Raw genomic sequence first — 15944 nt, 5'->3', positions numbered from 1 at the left:
ACTTAAATCCCGAAAACCCAAACGATGGGCGATCTTTTCTAAGGGCCAGTTCGTTTGGGCTAACCAAGTTTGTGCGTATTGTAAACGAACGCCATCCAAAACAGCTTGAAAACCTGTCCCTTGCTTTTGTAAATAGCGTTGCATTGTTCGACCTGACATACACATTTGCTGTGCAAGTTTTTCACGGCGAATGGTGTGGCCACGCATCAATGCTTCACCAATAATTTTTTGGATCTGACGCAAAGGTGTCATCATTGGCTGATCGCATAACTTTTTCGCTGTATGCTCAATCAGCACTTGCGCCACATCTGATTGGTAAGAAGGAATTGGGTGGTTGAGTAACTGATTGGATAGCTCAATGCCATTGACAGATTTAGAAAAGTAGATGGGACACTTTAGTACTCGATGATACACCTGTTTTACACGATGGACTGGTTGAGTTCGTTGCAAATATACAGAACGAGGCGATTCAACACCAGGACCCAAAATCTGACGGATCAGCACAAACCAGGAACAAAGCATGGCATCCACCATCAGTTGTGAGACTTCAGGCAGTGGATAATGACACTGCCAAGTAAAAAAACCACCTGACTCATTCAATGTTAATTTTGCCTCACCAATATTTCCTAAAACCCCTTGTAAAGGGATGATAGACTGGATTGCATCCTTTAATGTTTTGGCGTTCATCACAATAAAACCAAGCGAGCCAAACGTTCCTGGCCGAACATGCGCCGCCGCTTTCACACCGATAAGCTCATCCTCAGAAATCCAGCGCAAAAAAGAGAGTAAAGTCATGAATTGGTGACCAGGAAAGTAGGCTTGTGGGTCCTTCAATTGCTCGAGTGTAATGCCAAGCTGTGCCCAAAATTCGTCTTGCGGAATTGGCAATTCATCTACCAGCGAAAAATAAGGATAAATAATGGAGTTTATGACATTTCCTAAATCGTAAGGGTGAGTCATGGTATTATTTTCAAGCATACTGTCCATATATGTCAGTGACTTTCTTTGCTTCTATTGTACGATGAGATTTACCGATATCAATGCCAAAATTCGAATCTAAAACTGAGGAAACCTGAGCCGCATGAATTGGGATCACACCTATGAGCGTCGCTGGAATGGCTGGGGAGCAACCCATATTTCATTCCCCCTAAAATCAGAAGCACACCAGTTTTTGAAAGAAAAATTAGGGCAAACGGCACCACTGAAAAATGCAACATTAGAACAAGCACTACAAACGATACCAGATAGTAAGCTCCCACAGCATTCATGCTATTCGATATGCGCTGAAACACGCCTGCGTCATGCAAGAGGCCAGAGTTTTCCCGACTGGCTCGCAATGAAAAGTGGTGAACTGATCCATTTTCCAGACGCCGTGGCATTTCCAGAAAGTGCCGATGAAATCAGAACACTGCTCTCACTTGCACATCACCATGGTTATGTTCTGATCCCTTATGGTGGTGGTACGAGCGTTGTTGGGCATATCAACCCGATTCCAGATCAGCGTCCAATCATCACCGTATCACTTGCACGAATGAACCGCTTAATCGACATCGATAAAGACAGTCTCCTTGCAACTTTTGGGGCAGGAACACCAGGTCCTTTGGTCGAAAGCCAACTACAACTCAATGGCTATACATTAGGTCACTACCCCCAGTCATTTGAACTCTCCACATTAGGCGGTTGGGTTGCGACACGTTCCAGTGGGCAGCAAAGTCTTCATTATGGACGGATTGAACAATTATTTGTGGGGGGGATGCTAGAGACCTTTGATGGCACGATTCATATGTCACCTCATCCCGCATCGGCGGCTGGGCCAGATTGGCGTCAAATGGTTCTTGGCTCGGAAGGACAACTGGGGATCCTGTCAGAAATTATTGTGAAAGTTCGGGCTTTGCCAGAACAAGAATACTTTGGTGTCGCCTTTCTACCGAGTTGGTCGCAGGCAGTTCAGTGCGTTCAAGCCCTAGCTCAACAAGGTATTGCATTATCAATGCTTCGCCTCAGTAACCCACAAGAAACAGAAACGCAGCTCAAGTTAGCTACTGGTGATACTCAAAATCAACTCCTCCATCGTTACTTATCCTTCCGCGGTCAGTCAAATACACCCTGCATGCTCACCTATGGGCTGACAGGTAGTGATGTGCAAGTACGTTCGAGCAAAGCACAATTTAAAAATTTACTCAAACAACACCAAGGCGTGAACCTCAGTAAAAAACTTGGGGACTTTTGGAAAGAAAAACGTTTTAACTTCCCATACCTTCGAGAAACACTATGGGAACTTGGTTACGCTGTCGATACACTGGAAACTGCGATTTCATGGCAACATGTACCTGCGCTCGTGGAAGCTATCGAAACAAATCTACGCCACGGTTTAGATGATATGGGCGAAAAAGTGCATGTATTTACACACCTTTCTCATGTCTATCCAGATGGTGCCAGTATCTACACAACCTATTTATTTAAAGTCAGTGATAATTACCCTGCCACGCTGTCACGCTGGCAACGGTTAAAGTCAACAACATCTCAGTTGATCGCGGATTTTAGAGGCACTATCAGTCACCAACATGGTGTTGGATTGGATCATATCCCTTATATGACTCAAGAAAAATCCATGCCTGTGATCCATGCACTCAAAGCAAGTCGTAATGTCTTTGACCCAAATCACCAACTCAACCCAGGAAAGCTTTACCCCAGTTATGAAATTCCGAACGATCACACAAGCGAAAGAGGAAGCACTCGCATCCCTCAATCAAGAAAAGCCTCAGTTTGACGCGATTATCATCGGTGGTGGCGTGACTGGTGCAGGCATCTTTCACGCAGCAACTGAGAATGGCTTAAATGTTTTACTCGTCGAACAAAAAGACTTCGCCTGGGGAACATCGAGTCGTTCCTCGAAGATGGTACACGGTGGTCTGCGCTATTTTGCCGCAGGAAACGTTTCCCTCACTCGACATGCGGTCAGTGAGCGAGAATACCTATTAAATAAGCTACCAGGTCTGGTTGAAAAGTTACCCTATGTCATGGTGCATAAAAAAGGAGAATTTCCTCCGCCCTCTCTCTTTGGGTTACTGGTTCGAATGTACTATGCATTAGGCGGTCTCTTTCATTTGCCAAAACAACAGCGCTCTTTTTCACTAAGGACTTTGCTTGGCTTACAACGGAGTAAGTTTGTTGGATTTAGTAACTTTTACGATGCGATTACCGATGATGCTAGACTCGTGATCCGCCTCTTACAAGAGGGCGCATCTCATGGTGGCAAACTCTTAAATTATGCGCCAGTAGAGCAGCTGATTGAAGAAGAAGGTATCGTCAAAGGTGTATTGCTCAATATGGGCGGCCAAATGAAACCTGTGTATGCAGCTGAAGTTATCAACGCGACAGGCGCCTGGGCAACGCGTCTACATTCTCACCCTGAATATCGGCTTCGTCCACTCAGAGGGAGTCACCTACTCCTTCCTTTTCATAAATTACCGTTGTCAGCGAGTCTCACAGTTTTCCATCCGAAAGATAAGCGACCGATTTTCGTTTACCCTTGGGAGGGCTGCGCCGTCATTGGTACCACTGATCTGGACGATGAACTACCGCAAAGCACTGATCCATCGATTACTGATCAAGAAGTTGAGTACTTATTGGAAGTAGCGAATAGTTTATTTGAAGAAAATAAAGTCAATCGAGATGATATTTTATCAACATGGGCTGGTTTTCGCCCTGTATTTTCGACTGATGCAAATACGCCACCATCAAAAGAAAAACGAGACCATGCTATCTGGCAACGTCCTGGGCTCATCAGTATCAGTGGTGGCAAGCTCACCACTTTTGCAATTATGGCTCAGGAGGTACTGGAAGCTTACCGAAGAGAACATCCAAGTCGATTGGGTGACTTACAGCCAACAAGCTACTCTCAAAGCTCACGCCATTCTTGCGCGCTGAAGCGACTACAAGGTCGCTATGGAAATGCTGCATGTGCAGTGAGCCTTGCTGGACAAAATCAACGTATTCATGCCACCAATACACTATGGAGCGAGCTGAATTGGGCACTGCAAAGTGAGGCCGTTTGCCACTTAGAAGATTTATTGCTTCGCAGAACACGTCTTGGCAATCTGATTGGCCCAAAACTCAAAGATTATGAAAGTGCCATCAATGGATTGTTACAAAAACACTTAGGATGGAGCGAGACTAAAATCCAGGCTGAATGGGAAAACTTCTGGCAATTATGGCAACAAAGTTATAGGGTCTCTTGATTGCATTAAAGTTGAGGTGAATGCGAGGATCCCATGCCGTCATCCCGAAGTGACTGGATATTAGCAATTGATAATGGCACACAAAGCGTTCGTGCGCTGGTGATTGATCTAGAAGGACAAATCATTGCAAAGTCCCAAGTCAAATTAACACCCTATTTTTCCAGGCAACCGGGCTGGTGTGAGCAAGATCCTTCATATTATTGGCAGTCACTTGTTGATTGCCTCCAACACCTATGGAAGCAAGGTGTTGATCGTTCACGGATAAAAGGCGTCAGTGTGACCACACAACGGGGAACCATTTTTCCGATTGATGAAAACCTGAATGCCCTCAGACCAGCTATTTTATGGTTAGATCAACGAAAAGCACATCGTCAACATCGCCTCAACCTACTTTGGCAGAGCTTATTTAAAGTTGCTGGTGCAAGCAAAACGATTGATGCACTCTTGCAAAAAGCACAGCCGAACTGGATTTTCCAATTCGAAAGGGACATATGGGACAAAACTCACAAATTTGTTTATCTATCTGGTTTTTTCCACGCTAAATTAACCGGTGAGCTTTCCGATAGTATTGGCAGCCAAGTCGGTTATTTACCTTTTGATTATCAAAAGCAAGACTGGGCAGCCCCTTTTGCTTGGCAGTGGCAAGCCTTAAATGTCAAAAAAGGGCATTTGGTCAATCTGCTACAACCAACTGAAACCGTTGGTGTGATCCACGCAAAAGCAGCCGAAGAAACAGGGATCCCACAAGGGCTTCCCGTGATTGCATCCGCAGCGGACAAAGCATGTGAAGTCCTTGGCTCTGGTGCGCTCGAAGAGCATATCGGCTGTTTGAGCTTTGGCACAACAGCAACAATCAATGTGACAACCCCTCGTTACTTCGAAGCCATTCGATTTATGCCACCTTTTCCAGCTGCAATCCCACAACATTATTGTGCCGAAGTCATGCTCTACCGCGGGTTTTGGATGGTCAGCTGGTTTAAAGAACAGTTTGGCTTATATGAAGCGATTCAGGCCAAAGCGCAAGGCTTAGAGGCGGAAATGTTATTCGATGAACTTGTGAATGCCGTTCCGGCAGGATCGATGGGGCTGATGTTGCAGCCATATTGGGGGGCTGGAGTGAAAAAGCCAGGCCCGGAGGCCAAAGGAGCAGTCATCGGCTTTGGCGATGTCCATACTCGCGCACACCTTTATCGAGCCATTCTGGAAGGCCTTGCTTTCGGTCTCAAAGAAGGACTTTCCAATATTGAAAAAAAGGGAAAACTGAAAGTCAATGCGTTGCGTGTTTCCGGTGGAGGCTCACAAAGTAGTGCCGCTGTTCAGATTGCGGCAGATATTTTTGGTCTCCCTGTGACACGCCCCCACACTTATGAAACATCTGGCCTAGGTGCTGCCATGAATACAGCAATTGGACTTGGATATTACAGTGATCACCAAAGTGCAATTCAATCCATGGTGCATGCAAGAGACACTTTTACACCGCAACCAAACAACGAACAACTCTATCAAGCGCTTTATGAAGAGGTTTACTTAAAAATGTACACTCGCCTGAAGCCTATTTATCAAAAAATCCAAGAAATCACAGGCTATCCGGAAGTGTAGAAGCTATCGTGCTTCTTCTTTTTCAAGCAACCATCGTTTCAAAAATCCAGCGAGTTGCTCTTTTTCTGAATCTGAAAATGGCGCTAAGATCCGATTTAAGTTCTCCACATGCACGCCAACTACTTTATCAATCAGTTCCAAGCCTTCCGCAGTCAAGTTGACATAACAACTGCGGCGATCGCCTTCACTCGCAATCCGTTGGATCATCCCTCGCTGAACAAGGTGCTCTATTCGCGTACTCATTGCACCTGAAGATAACATCAATTCCTGATATAGCTCTGTTGGTGTGAGTGGTTGATTGTTACGTCGCATGGTAGCAAGGATATCAAATTCAACTTGGCTCAGTTGATGTGCACGGAATACATGTTGTAATTCCTTACTGATCAATACACTTGCACGGTTTAACCTCCCGATAATCCCCATTGGAGAACAATCCAGATCTGGACGCTGTCGCTCCCATTGTTCAAGTATTTGTCCAACATGATCTTGCATCAGTGTTTTCTCTCAAGAATGTATCTTTCAAAAAAGATACTTGATCCAAAAAGTAGATTCCAATATATTTATGCAAAATAATATCTTTTCAAAAAGATACTTTCATTAGAGATTAAATTTGGAAGAAAAATGTTCAAAATACCACCACAGTTTTCGCTGATTTTCCTGACAGCCCTAGCGCCTGCTATCTGGGGAAGTACATACATAGTAACAACTGAATTTCTTCCAGATGGAATACCGTTGTTAGCTTCAACATTGAGAGCATTACCAGCTGGCATACTTCTCATTCTATTCTGTCGCCAGTTTCCCCAAGGAAGCTGGTGGTTGAAACTCTGCTTGCTCGGCATGTTGAATATCGGAATATTTTTTGTATGTCTTTTTATCGCAGCGTATTACCTCCCTGGCGGTATCGCAGCTTTTGTCCTTTCTTGCCAACCGATTCTGGTCATCTTGCTCAGCACTCTCTTTTTGAAAGAGCAATTCACATCACAATACATCCTCACAATATCACTTGGGATCACTGGTATCGGACTGCTTGTTTTAAATACAGACAGTGAAATGAATTGGCAAGGCATTATCTCGGGTATATTCGGAGCCATCTCGATGTCACTTGGTATTGTGTTCTCAAAGTATTGGGGACGTCCTCAAACGATGTCACTCATCAGTGTTACGGGATGGCAGCTATTCTTCGGTGGCCTTTTTTTGCTACCAATTGCCATCTGGTATGAAGGCTTTCCTGAGTCATTCTCACCACAAAACCTGCTTGGCTTTGGTTACTTGAGTATTTTTGGTGCAATATTAAGCTATTTTATTTGGTTTTATGCGATTGAAAAACTATCCGTTGTCAGTATGTCATTTCTTGGAGCGCTCAGTCCCTTAACTGCAAGTTTACTCGGTTACCTCATTCTGGAGCAGTCTTTTCATACATCACAAGTACTCGGCGCAATCGCAATATTACTCTCGGTCTACTTTTCGATACCAAAATCAGCGCTTGGCGTTACAACTCACGAAAAGCAAAACAATATGGGGTCTATAGACTAGAACATCAGATTCTTAGCTTGTGCAAGCTATATTTGGAAGATGTTCACAACCTTTGCAAATGCGTTAAACGATGTAGATCACTAAAACGTTCTAGTTTATGTTGAATATACAGGCAATTTGCGTATAATTCTTGCCCCCAAGGACTTGTTGTGATCTTTCAATGTTTAAGCAAACCGACTTTCAAAAAAAGAGATTATTCTGGCTACTCTATTTAATTCCTATCTCACTGTTACAAGTGAGTCTGCTTTTTTCGGACCAGCCACCATTGACTTCCATCGAAGACTTCACCTTTCAAGATTTCTTGAACTGTATTGATGATATTGTCGGGGTGATACTTTGCTTAGGCGGATTATTTTATGTGTTTGGCGTGCGAGCACTCCATTTTATATTTTGGCGGTTGTGCTTTGGTCTTTATTTTGCTCTAAAGCTCTACTACATCTATAGCATTGTGGGTCATTACTATGCTGATCCCATACAAGCATCAATCAATGAAATGTATAACTATGCTGAGCGATTTTTTATTATCTACATCCCCTTGGTACTCACCATTCTACTCATTATATGGCTTTATGCATTTGAGAGTCCGAAAATATGGGATTACAGCACCGAAGAGAATGATTAAAAACTTCTTTTAGATGCCCAAATAATCCTGATTACGCATTGGCACTTTTCACAGCAGGGTTAAAATGAGGTCGAACACGCCATTTGGGGCGGATAGGTGTTAACGGTAACACGCGCTTCTTAGCGATAATTAAGTAGTGTCCCCCCAAAAACTGATGTGCGTAATCTTGGAGCTTCCCAGTCCAGTTCATTTCATCATCATCAACACGGTAAGCTCTCCCAGCATCAAAACGGGTATCAAAGAGAATCTCAAATCCAAGCAAAGCCAGCCAGTCCTTAACCCTACCTGGGGTAAAAAATCGTCCGATATAGGGATACGCTTGCTGTTTAAAAGGTTGGATTTTAACCAGACCAAAAAGACTCACAGGATGAATCCCTGATAAAACTAAGACGCCGCCAGGAAGTAAGATACGATGGATCTCTCGAATGGTATGGTGTGGATCGGCACAAAACTCGAGTGCATGTGTACTGATAACCAAATCAATACTGTGCTCTAGAAATGGTAACGCGTCTAAATCAGATAAAATGTTGGACTCTGGCCATAATCCCACTTCAACACGATGTTTAATTGAAGTCGCAGAACAGTCAATCTGGCTACTCAGTTGACCTAATGTGACATAGTGATACCCAAAAAATTGTGGCAACCACGGTAACAACAAGTAGTCCAGTGCTGATCTTGTTTTATCCCCTTTTGGTAGCATCTCCCAATGCTCAGGCGGGACAACATCATGTGGGCTGACGGCTGGTTTCATCGTTTCGCGCTTAGTCCCTGATAACTGATTGTCTATAAACCATATCTTTCTTCTCGCCTCCCTGCAAGCCATGTAATTCAACTTGTGATTTTGAAGGAAATTGGAATAATAGGGTCTAATGAGACAGAGCATAGGCATTTATAATGACTTATCAAGTGACCCCTATCCATGCTTTTCGTGATAACTACATCTGGTGCATTACACGAAAAGATACCAATGAATGTATCATTGTTGATCCGGGTGATGCATCACCTGTCATTGCATATTGCGAACAGAATAATAAAAAAATCTGTGCCATTCTTATCACGCATCATCATGCGGATCATATTGGCGGTGTCTCTGGGCTTGTACACAGTCAGTACATGGTATCAAATGCAACCATCTATGGCCCTGAAGAAACACCTTGCTCCCATATAAATCATCGTTGTCGGGAAGGCGAGCAAATTGATATTCCCCCCTTAAATATCACATTATCTATTCTAGAAGTACCGGGTCATACCATGGACCATATTGCCTATTACAATCAAGACTGGCTTTTTTGTGGCGATACACTCTTTAGTTGTGGGTGTGGTCGATTGTTTGAAGGCACACCTGAGATCATGTTTCATTCACTCAGAAAAATTCATGCACTTGATGATAACACACAGGTTTTTTGTGCTCATGAATATACCCAATCAAATATTGATTTCGCCCTAACAATTGAGCCAAATAACACCGCATTGCAACAATATGCAAACCATGTGAAACGCCTTCGAGAAAATCAGCAAGAAACTTTACCTTCAACGATAGGTCTAGAGAAAGACGTGAATCCATTTTTAAGATGGCATGATGCACAACTCAAGGAAAATCTATCTAGACATTGGCAATGTGAAGTTTCTGATGATATTGAAACACTTGCAATGACTCGACGCTGGAAAGACACCTTCTGATGCATTAGCCTTCATACAAATGAACAACTTTTAATTCAATCCGTGAACGTGTACTATTCGCACCTCACATTGAGGGCATCAGAGGAAATATGATTGGAATGAGGTATTCTGGAATACTTTCTATTTTCGGCGCAGCTGTATTGACTGGCTGTCAGAGCACAACAACTGTACCCGTCAGTAAACAACCGCTTGAGGAAATGACAACACCTGTTGAGGCGCAAACATCGCAGGAAGCACAAGCTTACGCCTCTGCTGAAGATGTTCTGAATGCATTAACTCTTGATACTTTGCTTGTCGATGGAAAACTACAACAAGAATCAACTGAGCCAGCGTTGGAAGATTACAATAATCTTTGGATGCGCATTCGATCTCAATTCTCATTTGATATTCCCCAGAATCGCCGTGTTGTCACTCAACGTAACTGGTATGCCAAAAACCAGAAATACCTCAACCGTGTTGCCAAAAGAGCTGAACCTTTTCTTTACTTCATTGTTGAAGAAATAGAAAGGCGAAATATGCCAATGGAATTGGCGCTGTTACCGATCGTTGAAAGCGCCTTTGATCCATTTGCTTACTCTCATGGCCGCGCATCGGGCATGTGGCAATTTATCTCTGGAACAGGTACGCGTTACGGGCTAAAACAGAACTGGTGGTACGACGGACGTCGTGATGTCATCGCATCCACGCGTGCAGCCCTTGATTACCTTTCGTTTTTGCATAAAACCCTCGACGGCGATTGGATGAATGCCATCGCAGCATATAATTCCGGAGAAGGACGAGTACTTCGTGCAATTAAGAAAAACAAACGTAAGCATTTACCAACAGATTTCTGGTCATTAGATCTTCCTAACGAAACCGACATGTACGTCCCAAAGTTACTGGCACTTGTTGATTTGTTAAAACGCCATGAAGAATTCAAAATGACTTGGCCACAGATCGCAAACCATTCCGTCGTTGAAATCGTTGATACGAAACGCCAGACAGATTTATCTGTCGTAGCCGACTTATCTGGGTATGCGATTGATGACTTATATAAGCTCAATCCTGGATATAATCAGTGGGCCAGCGATCCAAAAGGACCACACACTTTCTTACTCCCGAAGAAAAACGCAGCTTTACTTCGCAGTAAACTCAGTGATGCAAAACTGACCGCAAGACCAAACTGGGAACGATATACAATCCGCTCTGGTGATTCTCTGAATAAAATTGCCGTCAAATTCAAGACAACCGTTGCCGTCTTGCAGTCGGTCAACAATATTAAAGGCAATATGATCCGCGAAGGAGGCACACTCCTCATCCCAGTTGCTGCAAAAGACCCGAAACGATATCAACTTGTACTTGCTTCCAAGAAGAAAGTCGCAAAACAACTGAAACGGACATCTGGTACATCTAGAATTGATTACACCGTCAAAAAAGGTGACTCATTTTGGAAAATCGCCCAGAAGTTTAAAATTTCAACCAAGCAGCTTAGCAAGTGGAACCAAAATAAATTACCAAAACAAATCAGGCCTGGTGACAAGCTCGTCATTTGGAAAACCAAAAGTAAAAACGCAAAAACGTTGCGTACAATCACCTATAAAGTTCGCAGCGGTGATTCTCTGGCACGTATTGCCAAAAAATTTAAGATCTCCGTCAATGATATTCTTGCCTGGAACCAATTGGATGAGAAACAATTCATCCAACCAGGACAAAAACTGAAGCTACACATCGACGTCACGCGTTCTTAATCTCTTCCACTTCAGTCGAGGGGACTCATTCCCCTCATCTTCCCCTGACTTGGCGAAATCGGCTAAAAAAACTAGTCTTTATTAAGTGTTGGATATAAAGATGGAACACTAATGAATCAAGTCCATAAATTGATCATCTTGCTTGCACTTGTTTCTTTCTGTTGCCGAGCTGAATTCCAGCTGCTAGGCAGTGGTAGTGCTCTTCTCATGGACGGAAAGAGAAATGAGATTGATTTTGGATTTAGTTACTTAACCAAGGAAGGCGCAGGGAAAACATTTCATGTTGGAAAACAAGAAGTGAGCGTTGAGGATGTTCCAGAGAAATACACGCTTACCATTCTTCTTCAAAACAAAGACAAATATGTCTGGATCCAGGAGTTTGCTCCAGCCCTCATTGAGACTTTTCACTGGAAGCTCGGCGAGCATGTTTTCAAGCTGGAAAAAAATAAGGACAGCAAACTCACCCCCAAAGGCAATTACGTCTTTTTCATTGACGGGGAGAAAAACTACTTCGCACAAGGAATGGGCCAGATCATTTTTTACTTCAAGGATGATGGCCTCGACAAAATAGAAACAAATGGATTATCCAGCAAGCCCAGAAATTATCAGTAACCCCAACCTGGGCCGAATTAACTACGATTGAATGTGCGTTCCGTATTTGGATGCTCAGGATTTGGTTGCTCAGAATATGAATGTGCAACAGCCGTTGTCGCCGGCGACACATGTTTACCATCCACTTCCCAGCGTTTCGATACACGCTGTGCATGCCGAGAAAAACAGTCTTGCTGCCATAGCTCCATATGAATCGTCATTCGTTTTTCCATATCAAACTCGATGAGTTCTACTTTGCTTGCCTTGAGGATCTTACGACGATTGCTTGGGCAACGAGTATGATTCACGCCAGGCTCTGTCGAGAACCCTGTTTTTAGCAACTTTTTCTCATGAAGCACCATTTTATCATCTTTCACTATGCTGACATAAAAACCTTCATATCCGACTCCTTGATGCTCAGTCGATAGCTGCGTGATTAATAGCACTTCATCATCTTGCACAATGGAGCATTGAATGTTTTGAGATCCTTTTGCGAGTCGTGTCATGAATCCGTGATTCACATTCGCAAACCAAAGCCCGATGTGATGACGCCCCCCTTCAGCCCATTCTATAGGAAATAGATATCTGCCCTTTCCATAATCCAATACCAATTTCGGCAGGGATTTAAACTTTTTTGAACCCTTTAGCAACCGTTCAAGCTGAACCGTATTGACTTGATAGCGAGGCTTCATTTCCTGATGACACGACAATGCCTTCACTGTTTGTGAAAAAAATAGTCCAATCCAAAGACTGAATAAACAGAAAGCTTTCACAGCCCAACATCCCCACATGGTTTATTCTTATTTGCGAAAAAGTGATTCACTCAAACTGTCTTCATCCATTGAAGAAAAGACGCGCAATTGTAATCACTTCCCCTTTTTAGATCTAGTGATAGCAAGGAATATACAACTGCATTGGTCACAAATATCTTGAACGATAAAGAAACAATGAAAACAAAGTTGAATTGAGCTGGGCTGATCTTGACAAGATAAGAAAAAATTAGCAACTCAATTGGATAAATATCGTTGTAAAAAATTGAAAATGATGTAAAAAATAGAAAAAAGAATGAGTTAAATTCACCCAAATTACCGAAAATGGTTATTTCACTCTCATTCTATAGTTGTTATTAAACCCTGAAAGAGTTGTGAATCATGGAGAGAGTATTCCTCTCTCCATGAATAGATTACTGCTTGAGAGGTAATGGCTGCGGTAAAGATAAGATTACAATTTCTGAATCATCTGGTGAACCACTTCCCACATGGCGTCCAACAGAAAATGGAAAATTATTGTCATTCATCACAGCAATGTGGTTTTTATCAACAATTGCAATGCTTTCAATGGTCATATAGGGCATCGCAAATGAGCCATTACCAATTCCAAGATCGCCCGTTTCTCCTTTCGCGACTTTATTCGGATCTGCAATTTTCATCAAATCCACCAGCAAGTTTTTTTCAACTGTCCCATCTTCTTTCAATTCGATGTGAAAAACCTGCTTAAACCCTGATAAGTCTGCTTGAGTGTTATCTCTTTCGACAATGAGGCCCTGCATTTCGTTAAATAAAGTGAATTCAGCAATGCGATTTTCAGGTTTAGATAACGCATACTGGAATTTCTTTCCTGTATAGGCTTTCTGCTCAATATCAAATTCATAAATAGAAACAAGGCCGCTATCCTTTTGAGAAATAAACGGCTTCTCAAGAGCTGGATACAAATACTTTCCATCATGAGACATTGCCACTCCTTCAAAGCCACCAGAGATTTGCACTTCTGGCTGCACCTTATAACGGGTATCTCGCCAAGGCCATTTTACATTTGGCATCCATGGAGAGCTGGTTCCTGCTTCAGGCTCCAAGTTTGTTCCATCATCCTGAACAGCACTAGGAAAGTCCCCAAACAAATAGACCGTTCTGATTTGTGGATACTGTTTTTGTGTCACAAGCAATGTACTGAAGTCAAAACTCTGGATCGTCGTTTTATTTTCCTTCTGACGGCTCATTACCTTTGCAGCCACTGTTTTTGCGAATGTTTCTGTATCCACCGTTTTATGCACATAATCCTGTCTTGGATTTCGCTTCGTTTCAAGATTAAAACGAACACGACTTGCATTTTTAGCACGAACCTCAGCGTCACTCATACCTCGACCAGCACCAGTCGTATAATACGTGACGTAAAAGTCGACAAAGTCATATAAATTATCAAGTGACGGCATCATATACGCATGATTGAGCCCTTTATCTCGGACGAATGCTTCTGTGACCGGTGGGATTGAATCGGTTTGAGACGCGCCGCGAGTCAATTTATTGCATACATAATTGCCTTGTATCTCAGCGAGGGTAAGCGATTTAATCAATGGTTCTTCCGGTGTTTCTCCAGCACCGACAAATTGACAAAACTTTTGATGGATCACGGGGTCATGGCTTAAAACAACTTGTCCATCTCGAGTAATACCAGTATCGGTCTCCAGTGTATTCATCAAATAATCGAGGGCGACTTCAAATGCTGGCAGGGTATTTTCTGGTTTTAAATTTCTGGCACCACGATGCCCTTGTGCATCAAAGAGATTCGGATCAATCAAACCATCTTCTGTTAGCAGTCTTTTCGCAATCGCTTCGTTACCACGTATCTCACCCAACAACAGATCGGGTCTATCTGATATCACACCGTCAACACCTGCTTCAATGAGACGCTTCATTCGTTTGGAATCGTTGACTGTCCAAGTGACAACAGGATATCCCGCATTTTGAATTGACTTTAAGTCAAAGATTTCTTCTGGTGCGTATTGATACCCTTGTGGTGTCTTATTGCCACGAGAGTATGGCTGCGTCATACATCCAGGTTTATTGTTTAATTTCCCTGCCGTATCCATACAGTCTTCCAAAATTAAATGGACATGCCAGGGGGAAAATACTGGACGAACAGTCGGTGGGTTTTGCACTTGAGATGAATCATCAACTTGAGAGAAAGCGTTCATCACTCTTACCGTTGCACCTTCTTCAAAGTCAGGGTGTAAAGCCGTCCGTAATAACTTGCCATTCACTTGAAGTGAAATCGGGGCTTCGAGTAAAACTCCTTGTGCATCTGTATGCAATAAGAAAGGCCCAAACTCATCACCAAACCAAAACGTACCATCTGGAGCGCGTTGCATTGATTCTATGTCAAAGTCAGCACCCGTCAGCACTCTGTTTTCACTAAATTGATTGGTAATCGCGAACGGGATTTTTTTATTTGGATCAGAGAGCGTAAAAGCATGCTGCTCATTAATGGTTTGGTGCGTCTCAAAATCCGGATCCAGTTGATAAACACGCAGCTCAAAGTCAGCTGAATTTTCCAATGTACCAAAACCGTTATCAGCCATGGCAAGGTACGTTCCATCGGATTGCCGGATCATTGACGAAAAACCCTGAACGGGTTGTTTGAGTTGAAATGGCACTGTCTGGCCATTAATTTGAGTTTTCCCCAATCCTGTGCCAGACGTTGTCCCTGCTGAAAATGTATCCGCAGGAAGAACCGCTCGTTTGACCAATGTGACCATATCATAGGATTTCACAGATTGGTCATTCGCATTATCACTAGAACACCCACTGAGCACAAAACTTCCGAAACTAAGTAACAAGATCCGTGTCAATTGATTGTGTTGAAATATCATATCTTTCTCTTTTTAATTCCCAAACGAAGGCAAGGAGAACATCCTGCCAATGACAGATGAAAGGATCATGACAACATTAAAAAATATTAAAATCGGTACATTTTCTGATTCATTTTTGAAATTCTAAACTTTAGCTGTTTATCTCTTGGTCAATCAAAAGAAAAAGACAAAAAAATCGAAAATGACTGAACTCTTTTCAACAAGCTGTGTCTGATATTACAGGTATCAATTATCACCGCATAATTGCTAGCGCAGAGAGTTAGGCCGATAGAAATATCGGCTTTTTTTTGTCTTTTTTATATACT

12 protein-coding genes and 1 pseudogene are annotated in these 15944 nt (G+C 42.8%); 8 read left to right on the top strand and 5 right to left on the bottom strand.

Annotated elements, in window-relative coordinates; translation table 11 throughout:
- Nucleotides 1-960: pseudogene (locus C505_RS24070) on the bottom strand (AraC family transcriptional regulator); the annotation flags it as partial.
- 121 nt (nucleotides 961-1081) lie between these two features.
- Between C505_RS24070 and C505_RS0111660 the strand changes: the two are divergent.
- The 3 genes from C505_RS0111660 to C505_RS0111650 are packed head-to-tail and all read left to right on the top strand — an operon-like array spanning nucleotide 1082 to nucleotide 5840.
- Nucleotides 1082-2770: an FAD-binding oxidoreductase gene (locus tag C505_RS0111660; protein WP_018692794.1), complete on the top strand. Its 1689-nt coding sequence runs from the start codon at nucleotides 1082-1084 to the stop codon at nucleotides 2768-2770.
- Nucleotides 2697-4241: a glycerol-3-phosphate dehydrogenase/oxidase gene (locus tag C505_RS0111655; RefSeq protein WP_018692793.1), complete on the top strand. Its 1545-nt coding sequence runs from the start codon at nucleotides 2697-2699 to the stop codon at nucleotides 4239-4241. Before C505_RS0111660 ends, C505_RS0111655 begins: the two co-directional genes overlap by 74 nt.
- Before the next feature lie 33 nt (nucleotides 4242-4274).
- The gene (locus tag C505_RS0111650; protein ID WP_018692792.1) at nucleotides 4275-5840 is read left to right on the top strand and encodes an FGGY-family carbohydrate kinase; all 1566 of its coding nucleotides are present in this window, start codon (nucleotides 4275-4277) and stop codon (nucleotides 5838-5840) included.
- Nucleotides 5841-5843: 3 nt separating this feature from the next.
- Here C505_RS0111650 and C505_RS0111645 read toward each other — a convergent pair whose 3' ends face one another.
- Entirely contained in the window at nucleotides 5844-6332 is a 489-nt protein-coding gene (locus C505_RS0111645) for a MarR family winged helix-turn-helix transcriptional regulator (protein WP_018692791.1), read from the bottom strand.
- A 129-nt stretch (nucleotides 6333-6461) separates the two neighbouring features.
- On the opposite strand from C505_RS0111645, the gene C505_RS0111640 reads away from it, so the two are divergent.
- Nucleotides 6462-7373, top strand: coding sequence for an EamA family transporter (locus C505_RS0111640; RefSeq protein ID WP_026317910.1), 912 nt, complete (start codon nucleotides 6462-6464; stop codon nucleotides 7371-7373).
- A 160-nt stretch (nucleotides 7374-7533) separates the two neighbouring features.
- Nucleotides 7534-7995 (top strand): hypothetical protein, encoded by a 462-nt coding sequence (locus tag C505_RS0111635; protein WP_018692788.1) that lies wholly within the window; start codon nucleotides 7534-7536, stop codon nucleotides 7993-7995.
- Between the two features lie 31 nt (nucleotides 7996-8026).
- On the opposite strand, the gene C505_RS0111630 is transcribed toward C505_RS0111635, so the two are convergent.
- Nucleotides 8027-8746 carry a class I SAM-dependent methyltransferase gene (locus C505_RS0111630; protein WP_018692787.1) on the bottom strand — a complete coding sequence of 240 codons (720 nt, stop codon included), beginning with the start codon at nucleotides 8744-8746 and terminating at the stop codon, nucleotides 8027-8029.
- A gap of 143 nt (nucleotides 8747-8889) precedes the next feature.
- Here C505_RS0111630 and gloB point away from each other — a divergent pair, with 143 nt between their 5' ends.
- The 3 genes from gloB (at nucleotide 8890) to C505_RS0111615 (ending at nucleotide 12014) form a co-directional block, all read left to right on the top strand.
- Nucleotides 8890-9675 (top strand): hydroxyacylglutathione hydrolase, encoded by a 786-nt coding sequence (gene gloB / locus C505_RS0111625; protein WP_018692786.1) that lies wholly within the window; start codon nucleotides 8890-8892, stop codon nucleotides 9673-9675.
- Between the two features lie 89 nt (nucleotides 9676-9764).
- Complete coding sequence (locus C505_RS0111620) at nucleotides 9765-11402, top strand: lytic transglycosylase (RefSeq protein WP_018692785.1); 1638 nt, start codon at nucleotides 9765-9767, stop codon at nucleotides 11400-11402.
- Nucleotides 11403-11513: 111 nt separating this feature from the next.
- Entirely contained in the window at nucleotides 11514-12014 is a 501-nt protein-coding gene (locus C505_RS0111615) for a hypothetical protein (RefSeq protein ID WP_018692784.1), read from the top strand.
- A 17-nt stretch (nucleotides 12015-12031) separates the two neighbouring features.
- Here the strand turns inward: C505_RS0111615 and C505_RS0111610 are convergent, their stop codons facing one another.
- Together C505_RS0111610 and C505_RS0111605 are read right to left on the bottom strand one after the other, a co-directional pair.
- Nucleotides 12032-12766: a hypothetical protein gene (locus tag C505_RS0111610; protein WP_157368990.1), complete on the bottom strand. Its 735-nt coding sequence runs from the start codon at nucleotides 12764-12766 to the stop codon at nucleotides 12032-12034.
- A gap of 410 nt (nucleotides 12767-13176) precedes the next feature.
- On the bottom strand, nucleotides 13177-15639 hold the full coding sequence (locus C505_RS0111605) for an esterase-like activity of phytase family protein (RefSeq protein ID WP_018692782.1): 2463 nt from the start codon (nucleotides 15637-15639) through the stop codon (nucleotides 13177-13179).
- Between the last annotated feature and the right edge of the window lie 305 nt (nucleotides 15640-15944).

The sequence above is a fragment of the Algicola sagamiensis DSM 14643 genome (assembly GCF_000374485.1).
In the GTDB taxonomy this organism is placed as follows: domain Bacteria; phylum Pseudomonadota; class Gammaproteobacteria; order Enterobacterales; family Alteromonadaceae; genus Algicola; species Algicola sagamiensis.
The sequence above is the reverse complement of the archived record's forward strand: the minus strand, read 5'-3'. Positions and strand labels throughout refer to the sequence as shown.